This is a genomic window from Streptomyces sp. NPDC046909 (genome assembly GCF_040644695.1).
Lineage (GTDB): Bacteria > Actinomycetota > Actinomycetes > Streptomycetales > Streptomycetaceae > Streptomyces.
Genome location: NZ_JBEYXC010000004.1, coordinates 246,529 through 271,566, shown reverse-complemented (window position 1 = coordinate 271,566; position 25,038 = coordinate 246,529). Strand labels below are relative to the sequence as shown.

Annotated in this window: 21 protein-coding genes; 9 read left to right on the top strand and 12 right to left on the bottom strand. The window is 70.5% G+C overall.

Features of this window, described 5'->3' with window-relative positions:
* Positions 1–16: 16 nt before the first annotated feature.
* Positions 17–871: a toll/interleukin-1 receptor domain-containing protein gene (locus tag ABZ928_RS14290; protein ID WP_361518038.1), complete on the bottom strand. Its 855-nt coding sequence runs from the start codon at positions 869–871 to the stop codon at positions 17–19.
* A gap of 290 nt (positions 872–1,161) precedes the next feature.
* Here ABZ928_RS14290 and ABZ928_RS14285 point away from each other — a divergent pair, with 290 nt between their 5' ends.
* From ABZ928_RS14285 to ABZ928_RS14270, 4 genes are all read left to right on the top strand, one after another.
* The gene (locus tag ABZ928_RS14285; protein WP_289920463.1) at positions 1,162–1,923 is read left to right on the top strand and encodes a DeoR/GlpR family DNA-binding transcription regulator; all 762 of its coding nucleotides are present in this window, start codon (positions 1,162–1,164) and stop codon (positions 1,921–1,923) included.
* Entirely contained in the window at positions 1,920–2,867 is a 948-nt protein-coding gene (gene pfkB / locus ABZ928_RS14280; protein ID WP_361518036.1) for a 1-phosphofructokinase, read from the top strand. The genes ABZ928_RS14285 and pfkB overlap by 4 nt, the downstream gene beginning before the upstream one ends.
* A 502-nt stretch (positions 2,868–3,369) precedes the next feature.
* Entirely contained in the window at positions 3,370–5,511 is a 2,142-nt protein-coding gene (locus ABZ928_RS14275; RefSeq protein WP_361518034.1) for a fructose-specific PTS transporter subunit EIIC, read from the top strand.
* Positions 5,512–5,677: 166 nt separating this feature from the next.
* Positions 5,678–5,929 carry a hypothetical protein gene (locus ABZ928_RS14270; RefSeq protein ID WP_361518033.1) on the top strand — a complete coding sequence of 84 codons (252 nt, stop codon included), beginning with the start codon at positions 5,678–5,680 and terminating at the stop codon, positions 5,927–5,929.
* Positions 5,930–6,037: 108 nt separating this feature from the next.
* On the opposite strand, the gene ABZ928_RS14265 is transcribed toward ABZ928_RS14270, so the two are convergent.
* The 4 genes from ABZ928_RS14265 to ABZ928_RS14250 form a co-directional block, all read right to left on the bottom strand.
* Positions 6,038–6,784: a DUF6227 family protein gene (locus tag ABZ928_RS14265; protein WP_361518032.1), complete on the bottom strand. Its 747-nt coding sequence runs from the start codon at positions 6,782–6,784 to the stop codon at positions 6,038–6,040.
* Between the two features lie 234 nt (positions 6,785–7,018).
* The gene (locus ABZ928_RS14260; RefSeq protein WP_361518030.1) at positions 7,019–8,239 is read right to left on the bottom strand and encodes an Ig-like domain-containing protein; all 1,221 of its coding nucleotides are present in this window, start codon (positions 8,237–8,239) and stop codon (positions 7,019–7,021) included.
* A gap of 399 nt (positions 8,240–8,638) precedes the next feature.
* Positions 8,639–9,679, bottom strand: a complete 1,041-nt coding sequence (locus ABZ928_RS14255) for a P1 family peptidase (RefSeq protein WP_361518028.1) — start codon at positions 9,677–9,679, stop codon at positions 8,639–8,641.
* Between the two features lie 29 nt (positions 9,680–9,708).
* Positions 9,709–10,932 carry a low temperature requirement protein A gene (locus tag ABZ928_RS14250; RefSeq protein ID WP_361518026.1) on the bottom strand — a complete coding sequence of 408 codons (1,224 nt, stop codon included), beginning with the start codon at positions 10,930–10,932 and terminating at the stop codon, positions 9,709–9,711.
* A 228-nt stretch (positions 10,933–11,160) separates the two neighbouring features.
* On the opposite strand from ABZ928_RS14250, the gene pflB reads away from it, so the two are divergent.
* From pflB to ABZ928_RS14235, 3 genes are all read left to right on the top strand, one after another.
* Entirely contained in the window at positions 11,161–13,461 is a 2,301-nt protein-coding gene (gene pflB, locus ABZ928_RS14245; RefSeq protein WP_361518024.1) for a formate C-acetyltransferase, read from the top strand.
* A gap of 12 nt (positions 13,462–13,473) precedes the next feature.
* Positions 13,474–14,301 (top strand): pyruvate formate-lyase-activating protein, encoded by an 828-nt coding sequence (gene pflA, locus ABZ928_RS14240; protein ID WP_361518022.1) that lies wholly within the window; start codon positions 13,474–13,476, stop codon positions 14,299–14,301.
* Between the two features lie 67 nt (positions 14,302–14,368).
* Positions 14,369–14,545 carry a hypothetical protein gene (locus ABZ928_RS14235; protein ID WP_361518020.1) on the top strand — a complete coding sequence of 59 codons (177 nt, stop codon included), beginning with the start codon at positions 14,369–14,371 and terminating at the stop codon, positions 14,543–14,545.
* A 43-nt stretch (positions 14,546–14,588) separates the two neighbouring features.
* On the opposite strand, the gene mscL is transcribed toward ABZ928_RS14235, so the two are convergent.
* The 6 genes from mscL to ABZ928_RS14205 form a co-directional block, all read right to left on the bottom strand.
* Positions 14,589–15,062: a large conductance mechanosensitive channel protein MscL gene (gene mscL / locus ABZ928_RS14230; RefSeq protein ID WP_361518019.1), complete on the bottom strand. Its 474-nt coding sequence runs from the start codon at positions 15,060–15,062 to the stop codon at positions 14,589–14,591.
* Positions 15,063–15,200: 138 nt separating this feature from the next.
* On the bottom strand, positions 15,201–15,749 hold the full coding sequence (locus ABZ928_RS14225; RefSeq protein WP_361518017.1) for a hypothetical protein: 549 nt from the start codon (positions 15,747–15,749) through the stop codon (positions 15,201–15,203).
* 157 nt (positions 15,750–15,906) lie between these two features.
* Positions 15,907–16,740 (bottom strand): S-methyl-5'-thioadenosine phosphorylase, encoded by an 834-nt coding sequence (locus ABZ928_RS14220; protein WP_361518015.1) that lies wholly within the window; start codon positions 16,738–16,740, stop codon positions 15,907–15,909.
* Positions 16,741–16,839: 99 nt separating this feature from the next.
* On the bottom strand, positions 16,840–17,145 hold the full coding sequence (locus tag ABZ928_RS14215; RefSeq protein ID WP_361518013.1) for an FmdB family zinc ribbon protein: 306 nt from the start codon (positions 17,143–17,145) through the stop codon (positions 16,840–16,842).
* 67 nt (positions 17,146–17,212) lie between these two features.
* On the bottom strand, positions 17,213–18,475 hold the full coding sequence (locus ABZ928_RS14210; protein WP_361518012.1) for an MFS transporter: 1,263 nt from the start codon (positions 18,473–18,475) through the stop codon (positions 17,213–17,215).
* A gap of 306 nt (positions 18,476–18,781) precedes the next feature.
* The gene (locus ABZ928_RS14205) at positions 18,782–20,317 is read right to left on the bottom strand and encodes a potassium/proton antiporter (RefSeq protein ID WP_361518011.1); all 1,536 of its coding nucleotides are present in this window, start codon (positions 20,315–20,317) and stop codon (positions 18,782–18,784) included.
* Positions 20,318–20,559: 242 nt separating this feature from the next.
* On the opposite strand from ABZ928_RS14205, the gene ABZ928_RS14200 reads away from it, so the two are divergent.
* On the top strand, positions 20,560–23,313 hold the full coding sequence (locus tag ABZ928_RS14200) for a penicillin acylase family protein (protein WP_361518009.1): 2,754 nt from the start codon (positions 20,560–20,562) through the stop codon (positions 23,311–23,313).
* A 101-nt stretch (positions 23,314–23,414) separates the two neighbouring features.
* Here the strand turns inward: ABZ928_RS14200 and ABZ928_RS14195 are convergent, their stop codons facing one another.
* Entirely contained in the window at positions 23,415–23,999 is a 585-nt protein-coding gene (locus ABZ928_RS14195; protein ID WP_361518007.1) for a 5-formyltetrahydrofolate cyclo-ligase, read from the bottom strand.
* A gap of 132 nt (positions 24,000–24,131) precedes the next feature.
* Between ABZ928_RS14195 and galU the strand changes: the two genes are divergently transcribed.
* Positions 24,132–25,034: a UTP--glucose-1-phosphate uridylyltransferase GalU gene (gene galU / locus ABZ928_RS14190; protein WP_361518005.1), complete on the top strand. Its 903-nt coding sequence runs from the start codon at positions 24,132–24,134 to the stop codon at positions 25,032–25,034.
* The last annotated feature ends 4 nt before the right edge of the window (positions 25,035–25,038 follow it).

Sequence of the window (25,038 nt, the reverse complement as noted above, 5' to 3'; positions counted from 1 at the left end):
TGGGCCGCGCGACGTCTCACGGGGGAAACTCCGGAGGCACCGTCGGCTTCGAACGCCCGGCGAGTACGCCGGTCATGCCGCTCAGCAGCCTTTCCCGCGCCTGAGTCACGTTCAGCCCCACCAGATCGATGAAGACCAGTGCTGCCAGCAGCCCCCTCGGCCGGCAGGGCGCGATCCGTACCGGTACCAGCCGACGGGCGAAGCCCGCCGGATCGGAACCCTGGGCCGTCTGCCACTCGAGACGCTCGTAGACCGACTCCAGGTAGGCGGGGGAGAGCACGGCCACAACCCGCTCGCATTCGCCGACCCCCTTTTCCCTGCCGTCTTGCCAGTTGCTGCCAGGGACGAAGTCCCACTCCTGTACCAGCACACTGAAACCGGCTTCCTCCAGCTCCCACGCGATCCATACCGCCCACCGCTGGTCGGAGCCGGAGTACGAGAGGAAGAAGTCACGGCCGCTGTCGCGCAGGACACCGGGTGTGACCGGCGCCGAGGGCGCCTCGGCCGTGGCCGTACCGTCCGGGGCGGCCGTGCAGGGGCGGCGTGTGTCACGGGCCTCGACCAGGCCCATGACCTGCCGGGCCGATGCGCCGTCCGGCTCCAGCAGGCCGATCACCGAGGCGAGTGCGGGCAGGCCACCGGGGAGACGGGCGCAGTGTCGTACGAGCCGTACGCACTGCAGCAGGGCGGTGACGTGGTCGCCGATGTCCTCGGCGGGCAGCGGGTGCGCCAGCTCGGCGTCGATCAGCCATCTGAGCAGCGCTCGTGCATGCTGATCGGCGAACACGTCGGTGCGCAGCACCGCTTCGACGATGTCCGACTGCCAGCCACGCTCCGGGCGGTCGCCGACGGCGCCGTCACTCTCGTTCACAGCGCCCCCGAGGAATGTCCGCGACGCCTCCGAGACGCCTCCATAAGGTGCCCCGACGCCTTCACGAGGCGCCTCTACCTGCTCAGGGTAAGGGGTTCGTGACTCCGGGTCAGCTAGTTGTGACGTCCTGCTGTGATGTCTGATCGTGCCCGAATGTCACCCGCTTGTGTTTACTTTCCTGAAATCCAGGCGTAGCCTCCGAGCGAAACCACAAGTTCGGGCACAGGTCGGAAACGACCGGACATTGAGCCGGACGAACGACCGGATACTCAAGTCGGAGGCGAACGGACATGTACGCACCGGAGCGGCAGCAGGAGATCCTCCGGCTCGCGCGTGACGGCGGGCGGGTGGACGTGGTGTCGCTGGCCGAGGAGTTCCAGGTCACCGCGGAGACGATCCGCCGCGACCTGAAGGCCCTCGACCGCGCCGGCCTGCTCCGCCGGGTGCACGGCGGTGCCATCCCCGCCGGGCGCCTCGACTTCGAGCCGGACCTCGCCGAGCGCGAGACGACGGCGGCCGACGAGAAGGACCACATCGCCAAGGCCGCCCTCGCGGAACTCCCGACCGAGGGCACCCTCGTCCTCGACGCCGGTACGACGGTCGCGCGCCTCGCCGCCGCCATCCCGCTGGAGGCCTCCCTCACCGTCGTCACCCACAGCCTGCCGATCGCGGCCCGCCTCGCGGACCACCCCGGCATCCAGCTCCACCTCGTCGGGGGGCGCGTACGGCACCGTACGCGCGCCGCCGTCGACGCCTGGGCGCTCCGCGCTTACGGCGAGATCCGGGCCGATGTCCTTTTTGTGGCAGCCAACGGCTTCTCCGCCGATCATGGTCTGACCACGCCCGACCTCGCCGAGGCCGCGGTGAAACGGGCCGCTCTGGCCGCCGCCCGCCGCGTGGTGCTGCTCGCCGACTCCTCCAAGCACGGCCAGGAGCACTTCGCCCGCTTCGGCGACCTGAGCGACGTGGACCTGCTGATCACCGACAGCGGGCTGAGCCCCGAAGACGCCACCGCCATCGAGCGCGGCGGCACGGAAGTAGTGCGCGCATGATCCTCACCGTCACCCCGAACCCGTCCCTGGACCGTACCTACGAGGTCCCCTCCCTCGACCGCGGCGAGGTCATCCGCGCCACCGGCGAGCGCATGGACCCGGGTGGCAAGGGCGTGAACGTCTCGCGCGCCGTCGCGGCCGCCGGCCGGCGCACGGTCGCGGTTCTGCCCCTGGGTGGTGCGCCGGGGGCGCTCGTCGCGGATCTGCTCGACGCGCAGGGCATCGAGGTCGCGCCGGTCCCGGTCGCGGGTGCCACCCGCTCGAACATCGCGCTCGCGGAGGCGGACGGGGTGCTCACGAAGATCAACGCGCCGGGCCCCGAACTCTCGGCGGAGGAGCAGGAGCTGCTCCTGGAGACGGTGCGGGCGCAGTCGCGTGACGCGGACTGGATCGCGTGCTGCGGGAGCCTGCCCCGGGGGCTCGCGCCGTCGTGGTACGCCGATGTGGTCGCGCGGGCGCACGCCGGGGGCGCGCGCATCGCGCTGGACACCTCGGGGCGCGCGCTCCTGGAAGCCCTGCGTGAACGCCCCGACGTGGTGAAGCCCAACGCCGAGGAGCTCGCGGAAGCCGTCGGGCGCCCCCTGTCCACCGTGGGCGACGCCGTGAAGGCGGCCGAGGAGTTGCGTGAGATGGGCGCACGCGCCGTGCTCGCGAGCCTGGGCGCCGACGGACAGCTCCTCGTCGACGGCGCCGGCACCTGGTTCGCGACCGCCCGCGTGGACACCGTCCGCAGCAACGTCGGCGCCGGCGACTCCTCCCTCGCCGGCTTCCTCATCGCCGGCGGCACCGGCCCCCACGCCCTGGCCTCAGCGGTAGCCCACGGCGCCGCAGCAGTCCAACTGCCCGGCAGCGTGATGCCGACCCCGTCCGACCTCGACCCGACCGCCGTCTCGGTGACGGCGGAGGTCCCGGTGGACCGCGTACTGAAGGAGCCGGTGTCATGAACGATTCGACGGCTCGTACGGCGGTGTCGGCGCCGGTGGTGCGCGGCGCGCGTACGAGGGTGCTGGCGCCGACGGCGCGCGGCGCAGGTACGAGCGGTCCGGTGCCCGCGGTGTGTGCCGCAGGCGCGAGGGCATCGGCGTCCGTGGCGTGCGGCGCACGGACGAGGGCGTCGGTACTCGTGGTGCGTGGCACGGGGTCCGTGGCGCGCGGCGCACGTACGAAGGCGCCGGCGCCCCTGGTGCGCGGCGCGGCCACGACGCTGCCTGCGCCCCTGGCGTGCGCCGCACCCTCCCATGAACCGGCCATGAAGCGGCGAGGCTCCCCGTTACTCGCCGCGGCCTGCGGGAGGCAGGGCCACCTGAGCCGCCCTGCCGCCCGGTGGGGGCGGAGCTTCCCCGGCTCCGCCCCCACCACCCCCGGAAAAGCCCCCCACCGCCCCGTCCCCACCCCCGCCCTCGCCCACCTCTCTCCTCGGGCGATACGCGTGCGAAGGAGCCCGCGATGAGCGACATGATCACCGCGGACCTGGTCGATCTCGACCTGTCCGCCGACACCAAGGAAGCGGCGGCACGCGCCCTCGCCGAACGCATGGTCTCCCTGGGCCGGGTGACCGACCTGGACGGCTTCCTCGCCGACGTGGCCGCCCGCGAGGCCCAGATGCCGACCGGCCTCGACGGCGGCATCGGCATCCCGCACTGCCGCAGCGAGCACGTCACCGAGCCGACGCTCGCCTTCGGGCGCAGTGCGGCCGGTGTCGACTTCGGCGCGGCGGACGGCCCCGCCGACCTGATCTTCCTGATCGCGGCGCCCGCCGGCGCCGACGACGCCCACCTGACGATCCTCTCGTCGCTGGCACGGCAGTTGATGAACGCCGAGTTCACCGACGCGCTGCGGTCGGCGGGGGACGCGGAGACGGCGGCGGCGCTGATCCGCGGGGACGCGCCAGCGGCGGACGCGGGGGGCGCGGACGCTTCCGCGAGCGCCGCCGAGGGCGCGAAGAGCGCCGGGAGCGCCCCCGCGGGCGCCTCTGCAGACTCCGTGGCGGTGTCGGGGGCGGCCTCCGCCGATACCGCCACGGGTAATACGGCCCCGGCGCCGGGCGCCACGGACGCGAGCGGCGCGCGCGGCGAGGGCGAGCGCCCCTTCCGCATCGTCGCCGTCACCTCCTGTCCGACCGGTATCGCCCACACCTACATGGCGGCCGAGTCCCTGGAGAACGCGGGCCGCGAGGCGGGCGTCGAACTCGTCGTCGAGACACAGGGCTCGGCCGGCTTCACCCGGCTCGACCCGGCCGTCATCGCCGCGGCGGACGGCGTGATCTTCGCCCACGACGTCCCCGTACGCGACAAGGACCGCTTCGCCGGCAAGCCGACCGTCGACGTCGGCGTGAAGGCGGGCATCAACCGCCCCGCCGAGCTGATCGGCGAGGTGCGCGGGAAGGCGGCGCGCGGTGAGGTGACGGGCGCCCCCGGGTCCGCATCCACGCCGGTCGAGCGCGCGGGCGACGCCGGCGACAGCTACGGCACCAAGCTGCGCAAGTGGTTGATGACCGGCGTGAGCTACATGGTCCCGTTCGTCGCCGCCGGCGGTCTGTTGATCGCCCTCGGCTTCGCGATCGGCGGCTACCAGATCAACGAGGCCAAGTCCGTCACCGAGCACTTCGACTGGGGCCAGGTCGACAGCTGGGGCGCGCTGCTCTTCCAGATCGGCGGGGTCGCCTTCGGCTTCCTGATCCCCGTCCTCGCCGGCTACATCGCGTACGGCATGGCGGACCGGCCCGGCCTCGTGCCCGGCTTCGTCGGCGGCATGATCTCCGTCAACATCGCCGCCGGCTTCCTCGGCGGCCTGGTCGCCGGTCTGCTGGCCGGTGGTGTCGTCCTCGCCATCCAGCGGGTCAAGATCCCGCCGGTACTGCGCGGCATCATGCCGGTGGTCGTGATCCCGTTGCTGTCGTCGATCGTCGTCGGCTTCCTGATGTTCATCGTGATCGGCAAGCCGATCGCCGAGGCCCAGAAGGCCATGACGGACTGGCTGAACGGCCTCTCCGGCACCAACGCCATCCTCCTCGGCATCCTCCTCGGCCTGATGATGTGCTTCGACCTGGGCGGCCCCGTCAACAAGGTCGCGTACGCCTTCGCCACCGCCGGCATCGCCGTACAGGACCCCAGCGACTCGGCGATGAAGGTCATGGCCGCCGTGATGGCCGCCGGCATGGTGCCCCCGCTGGGCATGGCCCTCGCGACGACCGTCCGCAAGAAGCTGTTCACCGAGACGGAGCGCGAGAACGGCAAGGCGGCCTGGGTGCTGGGTGCCTCCTTCATCTCCGAGGGCGCCATCCCGTTCGCCGCGGCCGACCCGCTGCGAGTCATCCCCGCCTCCATGGCGGGCGGCGCGGTCACCGGCGCGCTGACCATGGCCTTCGGCTCGACCCTGCGCGCCCCGCACGGCGGCATCTGGGTCACGTTCCTGATCGGCAAGCCGTTCCTCTACCTGCTGGCCATCGCCATCGGCACCGCGGTCACGGCAGGCCTGGTCATCGTCCTCAAGGGCCTGCGCAAGACGGCCCCGGGCGGCGCGGCCACCGACTCCGGCGAGCCCGCGGCGGCTCCCGCGGAGGAGGCGAAGCAGCCCGTCGCCGCGTAAGCGGCGGCAGGACGGGGCGGGCCCAGGCGGCCCGCCCCCGCGCGACCGGCCGGGGCCGTTTCAACGGCTGTATGTCCCTTTGGGAAGCTGTGAGTTGTTCACGGCACCTGCGAGATACGTCACGGTCCGGGACCAAAGTCCCGGACCGTGGTGTCTACTGGAGCGCATGCCTGAGCACGTCTCGATCTACCAGCTGACGGGCCTGGCCGTCCTCGCCCTGGCGACCGTCGTCTGGGCGATCGGCCTGACCCGCGTCCTGCGCCGCAGCCGCGAGGCCGCCCTGTGGGGCCGCTCCGCCATGCTCCCGGTCCTCCCGTACCAGCGGCAGACCGGCCCCGACCTGGAGTCCGTCCAGCTCAGTCCTGCGGAGATGGACGCGTTCGCGGGACTCGTACGACAGCTCAGCAACGGCCGCTGACCAAGCGCCCGGGACGGCTCCCGCAGGCAGAAGCGCGCCGGGGCTCACGCCGTGAGGCTGACTGCGCGGCTCACGCCGAACGGCGCGCGCGAGGGCTCGTACCGGGGCTCACGACACCCGCGCCGCGCGCCGCTCCATCGCATCCCGCGCCGCGTCCTCCGAGACGTACACCTCGCACATGTGCCGCCCGTCGGGCGTGGCCGTGTGCTCGACCTCCCACAGGGAGATCTCCTTGCCGTCACGCAGCAGGAACGCGTGCTCGTAGAGCGAGAAGCACAGCCCGATCCGTCCCGCCCGGCACGGCCGTCCGAAGGCCTGCGTGATCTGGTGCGCGAACGCCGTCGTCAGCAGTGCGGCCGTCTCCGAGCCCGGCCGGTCCGGGTTCTCCGCGCGCCGCAGGACCCGCCGCGCGTGGTCCGCCGAGTCGTCGGGCACGTACGCGTGCCGGGGCGCGGGGACCGGCGACAGCTGCACCGTCACCGGCAGCTCGAAGTCCGGGGTGTCAGGCGGCAGGGGCAGCCGCGCCGTGGCGGCGCGCAGTTCCTCCTCGTCGACGTACACCTCGTGCTGCGGGACGCTGCCCGGCGCGGTGTTGTGAACGAGCTCCCACAGTGTGAGCGCCGAGCCGTCGGCCAGCAGCCAGGTGTGGCGGTACGTCTCGCGGTGCAGCCCCGCGCTGTGGTGCGCGGAGTGCAGCGAGCTGTCGTGCGCGAGCGCGCAGTCGAGTCGCCGTATCGTCTCGTCGGGCAGCTCGAAGGAGTTCAGCGCGCGGCCGAGGAGTCGCGCGAGGTGCTCCTCCGGAGACTCGGGCGACTCGCGTGGCTCGTACGCTGCTGTCTCGTACGGAACGCTCAAGGTTTCTCCCGGCGTTGCTGCATGTCACCTTGTGGGTGCATACCGTAGCCCCTCGGTCGGACATCATGTCCGGGAACCGAGAAAACGTGCGCACAGAAAACGCGCGGGCCGCGTGAGAAGTTCCCACGCGACCCGAAGATCCGTCAAAACCCGCCGGTCAGAAGGCACTTACCGCTTCTTGGCGCCCCGGACGGCGCACCGTCACGCGGGTGCGCCCCGGCGCTCGGCGGGCGCTCACACGGCGCTTCCCGCGACCCACTGCGTCCACGGCATGTTCCAGCCGTTGAACCCGTTGTCCGGCGACACCGTCTTGTCGGGGGAGTCCTTGACGATCACGACATCCCCGACCATGGAGTTGTCGTAGAACCACGCGGCGCTCGTGTCCCCCTGTCCGCCCTGCACGTCCTGGAGTCCGACGCACCCATGGCTGGTGGCCTGCCGGCCGAAGGGCGGGTTGCTCTTGTTGTACCAGTAGTTGCCGTGAATGAACGTCCCCGACTGCGTCAGCCGCATCGCGTGCGGCACGTCCGGGATGTCGTAGGCGTTGTCGAGGCCGACCGTCCTGCTGTCCATGCGCAGCTTGGTGAACTTCTCGGAGATCACCATCTGCCCGTTGTACGTGGTGAAGTCGGGGCTGCCCGTCGAGATCGGCACCTTCTTGAGGGTCTTGCCGTCCCGCACGACCGTCATGGTCTGTGTGTCGGCGTCGACGGTGGAGACCTGCGACCGCCCGATGGTGAAGCTCACGGTCTTCTTCTGCACCCCGAAGACGTCGTTCGCGCCCTCGACACCGTCCAGGTCGATCTTCATCGTGACCTTGGAGCCGGCCTTCCAGTACTCCTCCGGCCGGAAGTCGAGCCGCTGCGACCCGAACCAGTGCCCGACCACCTTCTGCCCGCTGCTCGCCGTGACAGTGATGTGCGACTGCACGGCCTTCTTGTCGCTGATCACCTTGTCGAAGTTGAACGACACCGGCATCCCGACGCCCACCGTCGTCCCGCCGTCCGGCGTGTACGTCCCGATGAAGCTGTTCGCCTTACTGACCGTGGTGAACGTCGAGTCGGCCGCGGAGCTCCGCCCGTCCGAGTCCTTCGCGGTCGCCGATATCTCGTACCTCGTCCCCCGCTCCAGCTGCTCCTTGGGCTTCCAGCTCCCGCCGTTGGCGGATATGAAGCCGGGCACGTCCTGCCCCGTCCCCGCCACCGTCATCTTCACGTCGGTCAGCTCACCCCCGCTGACCTTCACCCCCGTGGAGTTGATCGACGCGCCTGTCGAACCGTCCTTCGCCGAGATGACGATCTTCGCCTCGGACGTCTTCGGCGAGTCCCCGCCGCCCTTCCCGTCGTCGTTCTTGGCGCCGGCGCCGCTGCCACAGGCGGTGAGAGTGAGGGCGCCGACCGCCAGGACGGCACAGGCCCCGAGTGCGCGCCGCGCTGCTATGTCCGGCGTTGTCACGAGCTGCTCCAGGTTCGTGTGATGTGCGTGATCCGCTCCAATGTGTGGAGAAAGAGCGCATCCATGGCCGGTCGGGTTCCCTCCCCTCGCCGTGAACGACATCACGTGACACAACCGGGACAATCCCCCGTACGAATTGCGCCACCCACGGCACGGCGGGACCGGATCGTCACGCTCCGGGGCGTGCGCTCCGGGTGGGGCGCGGGCGCACCGCAGGCCAGACACCGGGCGCACCGCAAGCCAGACACCGGGCGCCCCCACCAACGCCCGCACAAGAAGGCCGGTTGGGGCGTGTCGAGCCAGCCACGCGCCGCGATCAGACGTCTCTGCGACTCAGGGCGCGGAGCTCATGCCGAGCCACGCGCCCTGTCGCCGGCCCCGCCCCCAACCCCGACGCGGCTACCCGCGCCCGTCGCCGCCCCCGTACAACTCCCCGTACGACGGCCACACCCCACCCGGCCCGTCCACCGACTCCGCCGCGCGCACGGCGCGCACGAGCGCGCGCGTCACCACATCTGCGCCGGCCTCCAGCAGCGGGTTGAGCGCGAGCGGGTGCTCGGCGTCGAGCGGGCGCTGCCCCGTCGCCAGCGTGAACACCGTGTCGCCGTCGTTGAGCAGATGTACGGGCCGCACGGCGCGCGCGATGCCGTCGTGCGCCGTGCCGGCGAGCTTCTGCGCCTGCGCCTTCGACAATTCGGCATCGGTGGCGACGACCGCGAGCGTCGTGTTGAGAAGAGGCGGCGCGTTCTTCGAGGCGGTCTCGGCGAGGCGCCGGCGCGCGGCCTCATGGACACGCGCCTCCGGATAGTCCACGCGCCCCTGGAACAACTCCCCGTACAGAACCCCCGTTTCCGGGTCCAGCACGGAGCCCGCCGCGTTGGCGACCACCAGCGCGGCGACCGTGATCCCCGAGGCGAGGACGGTGCTCGCGCTGCCGACGCCGCCCTTCATCGCGCCGACCACGGCGCCCGTACCAGCGCCCACGCTCCCTTCCCGCACCCGCGCGCCGACCGCGCCGGCCGCGGCCGCCTCGACCGCGGCCCGGCCGGTGGCCGCGTCCGGCCTGGCCCGGAAATCGCCACCCCGCCCCAGATCGAAGATGCAGGCGGCAGGCACGACGGGCACGACGTGCGCCGGGTCCGCCCCGACAGGCACCCCACGCCCCTGCTCCTCCAGCCACGCCATCACACCGGACGCGGCGTCGAGCCCGTACGCGCTGCCGCCGGTGAGCACGATCGCCTCGACGCTCCGCACGACGTTGCGGGGATCGAGCGCGTCGGTCTCCTTGGTGCCCGGGCCGCCGCCGCGCACATCCACGGCGGCGACGGCCCCGCCCTCAGGGGCGAGGACGACCGTGGTGCCGGTGAGCCAACCGTCGCCCACGCGCGTCGCATGACCCACACGCACGCCGGCGACGTCCGTCAGGGCGTCAACTGTCATGGGACCAGTTTGATCCAGGCACCGGCACCTCACGCCACCGGCGTGGCCTCTCGGCGCTCCCGGTCCGCCATGCGCGCCGTCAGCGTCACGCCGGTCGCCACCGCGAGCGCCGAGACGATGCCCGCCGCGAGCACGGCCCAGTCGCCGAGGAAGGTGCAGACGATCACCAGCAGTGCCGTGGTCGGCAGCACCAGCTGCTGCGCGGTGCCCACCTTGAAGTGGCGTGAGTGCAGGGCCCAGACGGTGAGCAGGTAGAGCGCCGTCGGCAGGGTCACCGCGGCCGACGCGGCCAGCGTGGAGATGTGCGCCTTGCCGACCGCCTGTTCCACCGCCACCTCCAGGCCGGCGCCGATCGCGGCGGCCGAGGCGAAGATCAGGTAGTGGCCATAGCCCCACAGGAACGCCTGCTTGTTGGAGCGCAGATGGCCGTGGATGGGCACCGCGAAGTAGATCCACCAGGCGGCGAAGATGATCAGCAGCCCGCCCATGGCGATCGGCAGGAGCTCGTCGAGCGCGTCGTTCTCGTCGGCGGCGGTCTTCACGGCGATGGTGGCCGCGGCGATGGTCTCGCCGAGCACGATGATGGTGAACAGGCCGTAGCGCTCGGAGATGTGGTGCGGATGCCAGGACGTGGCGAAGTCCTTCTCCGCGTACATGGGCACGCACATTTCGAGGATCGCCATCACCAGGAACACCCAGGGCCGCATGTCCTCAGGCAGGAACAGTCCCAGCCAGCCGACCTGGCAGAGCAGCACGCCACCGGCGTACCGCAGCGCCGTCGTTCTCTCCGCGCCCTCGCTCGACCGCGCCACGCGCAGCCATTGCGCCACCATGGCGAGCCTCATGATCAGGTAGCCCAACCAGACGAACAGGAAGTCATGGTCCTCGAACGCCCGGGACACCCCCGCCGCGAGCACCAGCACCCCGGCGATCTGGACCAGCGTGACGACCCGGTAGAGGACGTCGTCGTTGTCGTACGCCGAGGCGAACCAGGAGAAGTTCATCCAGGCCCACCAGATGGCGAAGAAGATCATCGCGTAGTTGAGGATCCCCTCGCCCGCGTGCGACTCGGCCACGGAGTGCACGAGCTGGACGCCCGCCTGGGCGACGGCCACGACGAAGCACAGGTCGAAGAAGAGTTCCAGGGGCGAGGCGACCCGATGGGCCTCGTCACGACCCCGGGCGGTGAGTCTGCGCAGTGGTCTGCGGCTCGTGGGGCCGCCCGAGGGCGTCGGAGCAGAACTGGACGTCATGAGTCCAAGCACAGCAGATACCGGCCGGAAATTCTTGTGAACGTATTCACAAGCGAAAGAAGGTCCAAAGGCCCGGAGAAAACGCCAGCTCAGTCGCATCGATCGCCACCGGGACCGACCCTCGGAGGGACCTACGTCCCGCAACTCGGGACCAACGCGGCCCGCCGCGCCGCCCCGACGGGCGTGGAATGGACGCGTACCGACGAAGCGATGCGGAAGGTGCGGACCATGACTGCCGTCCCTGCGGAGACCACCACCGTCACTCCCACCGAGGAGACGGCCCAGCAGACGCCGACGCCGGGGGAGGGGGCCTGGGACGGCTTCCGGGGCGGACTGTGGCGCGACGCCATCGCCGTCCGCGACTTCGTCCAGAGCAACTACGCCCCCTACGAGGGCGACGCCGGCTTCCTCGCCGGGCCCACCGAGCGGACCTCCAAGGTCTGGGACAAGCTCCTCGCGATGTTCCCCGACGAGATCGCGCGCGGCGTCCACGACGTCGACGTCAGCACCCCGTCCCGCATCGACGCCTTCGCGCCCGGCTGGATCGACCCCGACCTCGACCTGATCGTCGGCCTCCAGACCGACGCCCCGCTCAAGCGCGCCATCATGCCCAACGGAGGCTGGCGCATGGTCGAGAGCGCCCTCAACGCGTACGGGTACGAGGCCGACCCCGCCGTCCGGGAGATCTACACCAAGCTCCGCAAGACCCACAACGACGGCGTCTTCGACGCCTACACCCCCGAGATCCGCGCCTGCCGCTCCTCCGGCATCATCACCGGCCTGCCCGACGCCTACGGCCGCGGCCGCATCATCGGCGACTACCGCCGCGTCGCCCTGTACGGCGTCGACCGGCTCATCGTCGCGAAGCGCGCGGACAAAAGCGCACTCGAAGTCGAGTGGCCGAGTGCGGAGGTCATCCAGGAACGCGAGGAAGTCGCCGAGCAGATCCGCGCCCTCGAAGAACTCAAGGCCATGGCCCTCTCCTACGGCCACGACATCTCCGGCCCCGCCCGCACCGGCCGCGAGGCCGTCCAGTGGCTCTACTTCGCCTACCTCGCGGCCGTCAAGGAGCAGAACGGCGCCGCCATGTCGATCGGCCGCATCGACGCCTTCCTCGACATCTACCTCCAGCGCGACATCGAACGCGGCCTGCTCACCGAGACCGAAGCGCAGGAACTGATCGACGACTTCGTCATCAAGCTCCGCATCGTGCGCTTCCTGCGCACCCCCGAGTACAACGAGCTCTACTCCGGCGACCCCACCTGGGTCACCTGGTCCATGGCGGGCCTCGGCGAGGACGGGCGTCCCCTGGTCACCCGCACCACCTTCCGCGCCCTCAACACCCTCTACAACCTCGGCCCCGCCCCCGAGCCCAACCTCACCGTCTTCTGGTCCCCGCGCCTCCCCGAGGCCTTCAAGAAGTACGCCGCCCAGGTCGCCATCGACACCAGCGCCCTGCAGTTCGAGTCCGACGACCTGATGCGCCCCAAGTACGGCGACGACACCGCCATCGCCTGCTGCGTCTCCGCGATGGCCATGGGCAAGCAGATGCAGTTCTTCGGCGCCCGCGTGAACGTCGCCAAGGCGCTGCTGTACGCCATCAACGGCGGCCGCGACGAGGTCTCCGGCAAGACGATCGTCGAGGGCTTCGAGCCCGTCACCGACGAGTACCTCGACTACGACACCGTCCTCGCCCGCTACGACGCCATGCTCGACTGGCTCGCGAAGACCTACGTCCACGCGCTCGACGTCATCCACTACATGCACGACAAGTACGCCTACGAGCGCCTCGAAATGGCCCTGCACGACCGGCAGATCCTGCGCACCATGGCATGCGGCATCGCCGGACTGTCGGTCGCCGCCGACTCCCTGTCCGCGATCAAGCACGCACGCGTGAAGGTCGTCCGCGACGAAACGGGCCTCGCCGTCGACTACGTCGTCGAGGGCGACTACCCGGCGTACGGCAACAACGACGACCGTGCCGACGACCTCGCCCGCCGGATCGTCCACGAGTTCATGGCGAAGATCCGCCGGCACCCGACGTACCGCGACGCGGTGCACACCCAGTCGGTCCTGACGATCACCTCGAACGTCGTCTACGGCAAGAAGACCGGCAACACGCCCGACGGCCGCCGCGCCGGCGCCCCCTTCGCGCCCGGTGCGAACCCCATGAACGGCCGCGACGAACACGGGTACATCGCCTCGGCGCTCTCGGTGGCCAAGCTGCCGTACGACGACGCCGAGGACGGCATCTCGCTGACCAACACCATCACCCCGGACGCCCTCGGCCGCACCCCCGAGGAGCGCGTCGGCAACCTTGCCGGTGTCCTGGACGGCTTCATGGGGAGCGACGGCTTCCACATGAACGTCAACGTGCTCGACAAGGCGACCCTCGAGGACGCGATGGAGCACCCCGAGAAGTACCCGCAGCTGACGATCCGGGTCTCGGGATACGCGGTCAACTTCATCCGCCTCACGCGCGAGCAGCAGCTCGATGTCATCAACCGCACCTTCCACGGATCGCTGTAAGGGAGCAGGGCGATGACCACGCTTCTTCCGTCCCCGCCGACCACGCCGGCGACGGGCGGCGGCGCCTTTGCCGCGGCGGCCACCCCCGCCGCCGCGGCGACCCGGCGCCCGGTGGTCGGCTCGGTCCACTCGTGGGATCTGTCGACCGGCGTCGACGGCCCCGGCACCCGCTTCGTCGCTTTCCTGTCCGGCTGCCCGCTGACCTGCCTGTACTGCCACAACCCCGACACCTGGCGCATGCGCGACGGCAAGCGCACCACGGCCGACGAGATCGTCGCCGAAGCCGGCAAGTACAGGCGGTTCATCGCGGCCGCGGGCGGCGGCGCGACCGTCAGCGGGGGAGAGCCGCTGCTCCAGCCCGTCTTCACGGGCGAACTGCTGCACCGCTTCAAGCACGAACTCGGCCTGCACACCGCCCTCGACACCTCGGGCTTCCTCGGCGTCCGCGCCACCGACGCCCTGCTGCGCGACACCGATCTGGTCCTGCTCGACATCAAGTCCTGGGATCGCGCCATCTACCGCAGGGTCACCGGCCGCCCGTTGGACCCGACCCTCGACCTCGCCCGGCGCCTGGCCGACCTCGGCAAGGAGGTCCACGTCCGCTTCGTCCTGGTCCCCGGCCTCACCGACGCCCCGGAGAACATTGCCGGCGTCGCCGCCTTCGCCGCCTCCCTCGGCAACGTCAGCCGCGTCGACGTACTGCCCTTCCACAAGCTGGGCGAGGCCAAGTGGCAGGCGCTCGGCCGGCCCTTCGCCCTGCACGACACCCCCAGCCCCACCCCGGAGCAGGTCTCCCTGGCCAGAAGCATCTTCGAGACCCACGGGCTCCGGGCCGTGTGAGCGGGGACGAGATCCGCTCCCGCCAGGACCTGAACACCGCCCGCCCTCAGGGCCGTACCCTGGACGCATGAGCACCGTCCCCGACCCCGAGCCGCGCGCCCCGAAGCCGTCGCTGATCTTCGACGACCCGCTGGACCAGCAGTCGTCGGACGACACGGACCGCGGCTGGGGCGAGCGGCCCGGCGCCGACAGCGCGGCCGACCTGAAGCGCTTCCTGGACGAGAAGCCGCCCCACCACCTCTGACCGAGCCGGACGGCCGCCCGCCGGACCAGACGGGCCGTGGCCGTCAGCGCTCGTCGTGCCCGGACCCCCGCTGTGCGACCAGCGCGTCGCGGATCTCCTTGAGGACCTCCAGCTCGGTGATCTCGATGACCTCGTGCGTCCCCTCCTTGGCCTTCCTGCGGGCCTCCTGCCGGGCCAGGTACTTCGACATCGGCAGCACCATCAGGAAGTAGACGACGGCCGCGGTGATCACGAAGCTGAGCGTGGCGCCGATGACCGAACCCCACATGATCGGGACGCCGCTCTGCACCGTGCCGTCCGCCGCGACCTTGCACGGGTCCTTCAGGCACAAGCTGTAGCTGTCGAGGTTCTTGGTGCCGATCGCTCCGACCAGCGGGTTGATCATGCCCTTCACCACTGAGTTGACGACGTTGGTGAAGGCGGCGCCGATGACCACCGCTACTGCCAGATCGACGACGTTCCCGCGCGTCAGGAAGGTCTTGAAGCCCTCCAGGACGCTCGGCTTCTTCTCGCTCACTCGGAGGCCTCTTCTCGCATGCACAGGTTGTGGAACAAACAGCTCCGCAACCTACGTCAACGCGAGGCGACCGTGTCCAATTGGGTAGCTCGAAAGGGGGACTTGACAGAAATTCGCGCAACAGGCGCACCGCACGGCTCAACACAGTGTCACCGCCAGCCGTGCCGTGGCACTCGCGCCCGCGAGACGCGCGGCCGTGGCGCGCGGCACCGAGAGCACGACCAGCGCCCCGCTGTCCGCCACGCCCTCCAGCGGCTCCGGCACCTTCTTCACCCGCGCCCCGCGCGCGATCACGCGGGCGTCGCCGCCCGTCGCCGTCGTCTCGGCCGCGATCACGTCGACCCGGTCGCCGGGCCGCAGCAGCAGCACCGTGGCGCCGTCGGCGATCCGCACCGGCGCCGTCACCATCTCGACGGCGCGCCGCTCCCGTACCGGCGCGGCCACGGGATGTCCGCGGGCCCCGTCCGAGTCGCCCGGACCGACCGCCACCAGCGCGGCCGCGGTGACGGCGAGGCCCGCCGCCACGGCCCGCCTGCGATGCCGTACGAGCCGGGCCAGTTGGTACCGCCCGCCGCGAACCCGCACGGGAGCGAAGTGCGGCACCTCGCACGGAGCGGGAGCGTCGCCGCCCGGCGGGTTCGCAGCGAGAGGAGGGGGAGGAGGGAAGGGAGACGGAGCGAAGGACACGGGGAACCACCACCTGTCACGAGGGATCGGCTTGCAAGGCCACGATGAGGCCTCGCGCCGCCGCCCGCCGGGACAGGTGGATCACCGGCCGGTTGTGGACAACTCCCTCACCCGAACGATGAGTTCCGCCCGTTAAGGGGTGCCGCCTTCCACAGGATCACGGCAGTTCGAACCCGGGATCCATCCCGCCCAGCGCAGTCGTGCACAGGCAGTCCCGCTCCTCGTTCGCGGGAAGCGCGGCCACCGCGTCGAACAGCACACCCCGCAGCCGGTCCACGTTCGCCGCGAACACTCGCAGCACCTCGTCGTGCGAGACGCCCTCACCGGTCTCGGCGCCCGCGTCGAGGTCTGTGACCAGCGTCAACGACGTGTAGCAGAGCTCGAGTTCACGGGCGAGCGCCGCCTCGGGATGGCCGGTCATGCCCACCACCGACCAGCCCTGCGCCCGGTGCCACAACGATTCGGCGCGTGTCGAGAAGCGCGGCCCCTCGATCACGACCAGAGTCCCGCCGTCCACCGCCTCCCAGTCCCGCCCACGAGCCGCCTTCAGCGCGGCCGTCCGCCCGACAGGGCAGTAGGGGTCGGCGAGCGACACATGCACCACGTTGGGCACGGCGCCACCGGGCAGCGGCAGCCCGTCGAAGTACGTCCCCACGCGGGACTTCGTACGGTCGACCAGCTGATCCGGCACGAGCAGCGTGCCCGGCCCGTACTCCGGGCGCAGACCGCCCACCGCGCACGGTCCGAGGACCTGGCGCGCGCCGACCGACCGCAGTGCCCACAGGTTGGCGCGGTAGTTGATCCGGTGCGGCGGCAGATGGTGGCCGCGGCCGTGCCGGGGCAGGAAGGCGACCCGCCGGCCCGCTATCTCACCGAGGAAGAGGGAGTCGCTGGGCGGCCCGTACGGGGTGTCCACCTGGATCTCGGTCACGTCGTCGAGGAACGAGTAGAAGCCCGAGCCGCCGATTACGCCGATCTCTGCGTTCGCCATGCCCCGCACACTAGCTGGCCCGTACGCCGGGCAGCGCGGGGCGCCGGAAACACCGAGGACCCCGCCGTCGTACGACTGCGGGGTCCTGCGGATGAGTCCTTACGCGGCGGAGGTGCTGCTGGAGGAGGTGCCGCTGCTCGACGACTTCGAGTCCGAGGACGACGACGTCGAGGTGGACGTGGAGGGCGTCGACGGCTTCGACGACGCCGGCGAGCTGCTCGACGAGGAGCCGCGGCTGTCGTTGCGGTAGAAGCCGGAGCCCTTGAAGACGATGCCGACCGCGGAGAACACCTTCTTGAGGCGGCCACCGCAGTTGGGGCACTCGGTCAGGGCGTCGTCGGTGAACTTCTGCACCGCCTCGAGGCCCTCGCCGCACTCGGTGCACTGGTACTGGTAGGTCGGCACTGTCTTCCTCCTGGCACTCTCACTCAATGAGTGCTAACGAGGGTCCATAGTGACGTATTCCCGAGGATCAGTCCACCGCCACCGGCACGCGGTGACCGACGCCACGTGCGACGGTCCGGGTCCGGGGGCGCGACGTAAGGCGTGACCGGAGGGCCAGCAGGGTCGCCAGGGCGAGCAGCGTGCCGACCATCGGGACCAGGAATCCTGCACCGTCCCAGAAGCGGTCCTCCAGCTGTCCGGCGACCGTGACGGCGGCCGCCTGACCGAGCGCCACCGCGCCGGTCAGCCAGGTGAAGGCCTCGGTGCGGGCGCCGGCCGGCACCAGGCTCTCCACCAGCGTGTAGCCGGTGATCAGCGCGGGCGCGATGCACATGCCGACCAGGAGGCCGAGCCCGGCGAGCGCGAGCACCGAGTGCGCGGCCCACAGCCCGGAGGCCGCCAGCGCGAGCGCGCCGTACCCGACGACGAGGCGCTGCTGCGGGCCCGCCTTCCACGCGATGGCGCCGCAGACGATCCCGGACAGCATGTTGCCCGCGGCGAAGACGCCGTACAGGACGCCGTTCAGACCGGGTTCGCCGATGGACTCGGTGAACGCGGCCAGCGAGACCTGCATGCCACCGAAGACGGATCCGATGCCCAGGAACGTCACGATCAGCACGCGCACGCCGGGCACGCGCAGCGCGGAACCGTGCTCCACGCGTGCGTGCTCGTCGAGAGTGACCAGGGGCTGCGTGCTCTTCTGCGCGGCGAACAGCAGGCCGCTGAGCAGGGTCAGTGCCGCCTCCGTGAGCAGGCCCGCGGCCGGGTCGACGGCGGTGCACAGGGCGGTGGCCAGCAGCGGGCCGAAGACGAAGGTCAGCTCGTCCGTGACGGACTCGAAGGCCGCCGCGGTGGTCATGAGGGGTGAGCCCTGGAGCTTCACGCCCCAGCGGGCGCGCACCATCGGGCCGATCTGCGGCACCGAGGCGCCGGTGGGGACGGCCGCCGCGAACAGCGCCCACAGGGGCGCGTGCGAGAGCGCGAGCGCCGTCAGGGTCAGACCCGACGCCGTGTGCACGAGCACGCCGGGGATCAGCACGGCGCGCTGCCCGTAGCGGTCGGCGAGGCGGCCGCTGTAGGGCGCGAACAGCGCCATGGAGACGCCGGTGACGGCCGCGGCGGCGCCCGCCGCGCCGTACGAGCCGGTGGTGTGCTGCACGAGCAGCACGATGGAGATCGTCAGCATCGCGAACGGCTGGCGCGCCGCGAAGCCGGGGAGCAGGAACGTCCAGGCGCCGCGGGTGCGCAGCAGCTGTCCGTATCCCGGGCGGGAGGTGACCGTGGATGCCACGGCCCGTGCCTTTCTGCCGCCTGGTAGCGCGCCTGTGCGGGGGCGCCGAGAGCTGTCCTCTTGCGCGGACTGCGGTAGATACCGGCGCCCACTGCGGAAGGGGCTTCTCGGCCGCCATACGGTCGCGCCAGCACTGCGTCAGGCAGAGTTGGTTCGATCAGAATGTGCCTTCATCGTACAGGGGTCCACGCCTGGTACGCCTGTGAAAATGAGCACCCATGGAGCTGTTCACCTGCGATTACCAAAGGTGTGAACAGTGCGAAACGCGCCCTTAACGACATCCGGGCGCCCGGAGCGCGCCGCGCGTCAGCGCTGCGGGGCCTCGCCGTTCGTGCCCAGCCACCCCGCCAGCTTGCCGCCGTGCCCGACCGCGCGCAGCCGTCGTTCCGCGGCGTCCCGCACGGGATCCGTGGCGACCACGAGCAGCTCGTCACCGCGCCGCAGCACCGTCGTGGGCAGCGGAACGAACGATTTTCCATCGCGGACCACGAGGGTGACGGCGGCTCCGGCGGGCAGCCGGAGCTCGTTGACCTCGACGCCGTGCATCTTCGAGCCCTCGGGGATCGCGACGGACAGCAGGTGCCCGCGCAGTCGCTCCAGGGGCGCCGACTCGATGCCGAGGTCGGCGGCCTCCGCGCCCTCGCCCAGGCGCAGCTGGCGGGCCAGCCAGGGCAGCGTCGGCCCCTGGACCAGGGTGTAGACGACGACCAGGACGAAGACGATGTTGAAGATGCGGCGGCTGCTGTCGACGCCGTTCACCATGGGGATCGTCGCGAGAATGATGGGCACGGCGCCGCGCAGCCCGGCCCAGGACATGAGGGTCTGCTCCTGCCAGGGCAGCCGGAACGGGGTCAGGCACAGCACGACGCTCAGGGGGCGCGCGACCATCGTCAGCACCAGGCCGATGACGAGGGCGGGCCACACGTCGTCGCCGAGTTCGTGCGGGGTGACGAGCAGGCCTAGCAGGACGAACATGCCGATCTGGGCGAGCCAGCCGAGCCCTTCGGCGAACCCGCGGGTGGCGGGCCAGTGCGGGAGCTTGGCGTTGCCCATCGCCATGGAGGCGAGATAGACGGCGAGGAAGCCGCTGCCGTGCGCCAGCGCGCCGGCGGCGTACGCCGTCACGGCGATCGCCATGACGGCGATCGGGTAGAGGCCGGAGGCGGGCAGCGCCACGTGCCGAAGGCCCCAGGAGCCCAGCCAGCCGACGGCGATGCCTATGGCGGCGCCGATGGCCAGCTCCAGGGTTATCTCGCCGAGCAGCACGTACCAGTGCTCGACCGGGCCCGCCGTGGAGAAGGCGACGACCAGGATGACCACGGGGGCGTCGTTGAAGCCGGACTCGGCCTCCAGCGTGCCCGTCACGCGCGCGGGGAGGGGGATCCTGCGCAGGACCGAGAAGACCGCCGCCGCGTCCGTCGAGGAGACGACCGCTCCGATGATGAGCGCCTGGCGCCACTCGAGGCCGATGAGGTAGTGCGCGGCCGTCGCCGTGATCCCGACGCTCACCGCGACCCCCGCCAGCGCGAGCGCGGTGGCGGCCGGCAGGGCCGGCTTGATCTCCTTCCACTTCGTGCCGAGACCGCCCTCGGCCAGGATCACGACCAGGGCCGCGTATCCGATGACCTGGGTCAGTTCGGCGTTGTCGAAGTGGATGTCGCCGATGCCGTCCTGGCCCATGGCGACGCCGATGCCCAGATACACGAGCAGGCTGGGGAGCCCGCTGCGCGAGGAGATCCGGACCGCTGCGACGGCGACGAGCAGGACGAGCGAGCAGACGAGCAGGAGCTGGTTGAGGTCGTGGACGGTCAGCGGCTGTTCCCTTCCCTGGCTCACACACATCACGCGCGCGTGGGCTCACGTACATAGGACACGAAGTGGCGGGCCTCCGCACCCAAGTACTTCGTTACCTTACCTAACTCTTGACGATTTCTTGACACTCCTCAAGGCAAGATCGAACGCCCGTCCGCGTCGGTAGCCGACTCCGCGTCAAGTGGCGTCGGGCCCTGCGCCTATGGTTGCTCCAGCGCTCATTCAAAGTCACAGCCCCGCCTGCCGCTCGCGTTAGGACAGCAAGGACAGCGATGCCCCCCAACACCACCGCCTCATCGGGTCAGAAGCCCGGCAAGTCCGGCAGGAAAAAGGGGCGCAAAGCCCGTCTGATCGTCCTCGTCCTGGTGCTGGCCATCATCGGGGGCGTCGCCTACGGGGCGTACTGGTCCATCAGCACCGTCCGCGCCTCCTTCCCGCAGACCAAGGGTTCGATCACGCTCGAAGGCCTGTCCGGACCGGTCGACGTGCAGCGCGACGGCTACGGCATTCCGCAGATCTACGCCTCCTCCGACGAGGACCTGTTCATGGCGCAGGGCTACGTCCAGGCGCAGGACCGGTTCTACGAGATGGACGTGCGCCGCCACATGACCTCCGGGCGCCTGTCGGAGATGTTCGGCAAGGGCCAGGTCGACAACGACGAGTTCCTGCGCACGCTCGGCTGGGACCGGGTCGCGAAGGAGGAGTACGACACCAAGCTGTCGGCCTCCACCAAGAAGTACCTCCAGGCGTACGCCAAGGGGGTCAACGCCTACCTGAAGGGCAAGGACGGCGAGGAGATCTCGCTGGAGTACGCGGCCCTGGGCTTCTCCAACGACTACAAGCCCGAGGAATGGACGCCCGTCGACTCGGTCGCCTGGCTGAAGGCGATGGCCTGGGACCTGCGCGGCAACATGCAGGACGAGATCGACCGCGCCCTGATGACCAGCCGTCTCGGCCCCAAGCAGATCGCCGACCTGTACCCGGACTACCCGTACAGCCGCAACAAGGCGATCGTCCAGGAGGGCCAGTACGACGAGCTGACGGGGACGTTCGAGCAGGGCGACTCGGCGTCCTCCTCGGCCTCCACGAGCGGTACGACGGGCACGGGCACCTCCTCGGCCTCCTCGGCCCTCCAGAGCCAGCTGGCGGGCCTCCAGGACGTCCTGGACGACGTCCCCACGGCCGTCGGCGTGAACGGCAACGGCATCGGCTCCAACTCCTGGGTCGTCTCCGGCAAGTACACGATCACCGGCAGCCCACTGCTCGCCAACGACCCGCACCTGTCGGCCTCGCTGCCGTCCGTCTGGTACCAGATGGGCCTGCACTGCCGCACCGTCTCCAGCAAGTGCCAGTACGACGTCACCGGCTACACCTTCGCCGGCATGCCCGGCGTGGTCATCGGCCACAACCAGGACATCGCCTGGGGCATGACCAACTCCGGCGTCGACGTCACCGACCTCTACCTGGAGAAGATCAGCAGCGACGGCTACCTCTACGACGGCAAGGTGAGGCCCTTCACCACGCGCGAGGAGACCATCAAGGTCGCCGGAGGCGCGCCCAAGAAGATCGTCGTCCGCGAGACCAACAACGGCCCCCTGCTGTCCGACCGCGACGACGAACTCGTCAAGGTCGGCAAGAAGGCCACCGTCGACGCCTCGGCGCCCGACCGCGGTGACGGCTACGGCATCTCCCTGCGCTGGACCGCCCTGGACGCGGGCACCACCATGGACGCCGTCTTCGCCATGGACAAGGCCGAGAACTGGACCGACTTCCGCGCCGCGGCCGCCCTGTTCGAGGTGCCCTCGCAGAACCTGGTCTACGCCGACAGCACCAACATCGGCTACACGTTGCCCGGAAAGATCCCCACGCGCGCGAAGGGCGACGACGGCTCGATCCCGGCACCGGGCTGGGACTCCAAGTACCGCTGGACCGGCTGGATCCAGCAGGACGAACTGCCCTACGAGTACAACCCGAAGCGCGGCTACATCGTCACCGCCAACCAGGCCGTCGTCGACCCGGACAAGTACCCCTACACGCTCACCACGGACTGGGGGTACGGCACCCGCAGCCAGCGGATCACCGACCTGATCCAGTCGAAGATCGACGACGGCGGCAAGATCTCCACCGACGACATGCGCCAGATGCAGGTCGACAACAGCAGCGAGATCGCCAAGCTGCTCGTGCCCAAGCTGCTGAAGATCGACATCGACGACAAGGACGTCCGCGAGGCGCAGAAGCTCCTTGAGGGCTGGGACTACACCCAGGACGCCGACTCCGCGGCCGCCGCCTATTTCAACTCGGTCTGGCGCAACATCCTCAAGCTCGCCTTCGGCAACAAGCTGCCCAAGGAACTCCGCGTCGAGGGCCAGTGCCTGTGGGTCGACAAGGCCGACTCCACCGGCCCGGCCGACGAGGACACCAAGGTGCGCGAGTGCGGCCAGCGCGACCCCGACCAGGCGCAGCCGGACGGCGGCGACCGCTGGTTCGAGGTCGTGCGCAACCTCATGGACGACGAGGACAGCGACTGGTGGACGACGCCGAAGGGCGTCGGTGACCGCCCCGAGGCCACCAACCGCGACGAACTGTTCAAGCGCGCCATGATCGACGCCCGTTGGGAGCTGACCGCCAAGCTCGGCAAGGACATCGACTCCTGGAGCTGGGGCCGGCTGCACCGCCTGTTCCTGAAGAACCAGACCCTCGGCACCGAAGGCCCCGGATTCCTGAAGTACATGCTCAACCGCGGTCCCTGGAAGCTCAGCGGCGGCGAGGCCACCGTCAACGCCACCGGCTGGAACGCCGCCGGCGGCTACGGCGTCGTCTGGGTCCCGTCCATGCGGATGGTGGTCAACCTCGGCGACCTCGACAAGTCGAAGTGGATCAACCTCACCGGCGCCTCGGGGCACGCCTACAGCGCCCACTACACCGACCAGACGAGCAAGTGGGTCAAGGGCGAACTGCTCGACTGGTCCTTCTCGAAGGACGCGGTCGACAAGAGCACGAGCGACACGCTGGTGCTGAAGCCGTGAGCCGCTGACGGCGGACAGCGGAACGGGCCCTCCACGCGTACGTGGAGGGCCCGTTCGCATACCTGAGGGCGCACCGTCGGCTCACGCGCCGTGCCGTGGGCTCACGCGGCGCCGTGGAAGCGGCGCACGCCCGACGGCGTCACCACGGCGTGCACCGGCTGGTCGTGCGCCTCCTCCGGGACGTGCTCGACGACCTCGGAGTCGTAGAGCAGCACCACCAGCGCCGGGTGTGCGCCCGCGCGCTCCAGGCGCGCGAGCACGCGGTCGTACGACCCCCCGCCGCGCCCCAGGCGCATGCCGCGCGCGTCGACCGCGAGGCCGGGCAGCAGCACGACGTCGGCACCGGTCACGGCGTCCGGACCCAGACGCTCGCCGGCGGGCTCGAAGAGGGCCATCTTTCCGCCGTGTTGGACGCGCGCGAGGGCGCCCGCACCGGTGTACGCGCCCCAGTCCAGGTCGTTGTCGGGCAGGAGCGCCGGGAGCAGCACACGCACGCCCCGCGCGCGCAGCGCGTCCAGCAGCGCGAGCGTGCCCGGTTCGCTCCCCACCGAGACGTACGCCGCCACCGTGCGCGCCCGCCCCAGCTCGGGCAGTGCGAGCGCTCGCCCGGCCAGCGCGGTCGCGTGTTCCCGCACGTCATCGGCTGTCAACCTGTTCCTCACCGCGAGGAACTCTCGTCGCAACATTCGCTTGTCAGGCTCGGCCGGACGTCCGATGTGGCTCAAAGGTCGCACCCGTACCCTTCCAATACGCTCATATCAGAGCTAATTAACCGGAGCCTCAGATTCCGAGCAAAGGCACCGGATAAGGTTGCGGGCATGACTCAGTCGCACCCTCGGATCACCAAGGCTGTCATTCCCGCAGCAGGCCTCGGCACCAGGTTCCTGCCGGCGACGAAGGCCACTCCCAAGGAGATGCTGCCGGTCGTCGACAAGCCGGCGATCCAGTACGTGGTCGAGGAGGCCGTCTCCGCGGGTCTCGACGACGTCCTCATGATCACGGGCCGCAACAAGCGCCCCCTCGAGGACCACTTCGACCGCAACTACGAGCTGGAATCGGCCCTTCAGAAGAAGGGGGACGCCAGCCGGCTCGCCAAGGTGCAGGAGTCCAGCGACCTCGCGACGATGCACTACGTCCGCCAGGGCGACCCCAGAGGCCTCGGTCACGCCGTCCTGTGCGCGGCGCCGCACGTGGGGCACGAGCCCTTCGCCGTCCTCCTCGGCGACGACCTGATCGACCCGCGCGACCCGCTGCTCAAGCGGATGGTCGAGGTCCAGGAGCAGCGCGGCGGCAGCGTCATCGCGCTCATGGAGGTCGAGCCCGAGCAGATCCACCTCTACGGATGCGCGGCGGTCGACGCCACCGAGGACGGCGACGTGGTCAAGGTGCACGATCTCGTCGAGAAGCCGTCCGCGGTCGACGCCCCGTCCAACTACGCGATCATCGGGCGCTACGTCCTCGACCCGCACATCTTCGACATACTGCGCAAGACCGAGCCCGGCCGGGGCGGCGAGATCCAGCTCACCGACGCTCTCCAGCAGCTCGCGGCGGACGAGAAGGTCGGCGGCCCGGTGCACGGCGTCGTCTTCAAGGGCCGCCGCTATGACACCGGCGACCGGGGCGACTATCTGCGTGCCATTGTCAGACTCGCATGCGAACGTGAAGACCTGGGCCCGGACTTCCGGACCTGGCTTCGCAGTTACGTAGCCGAGGAGATGTAGCAAC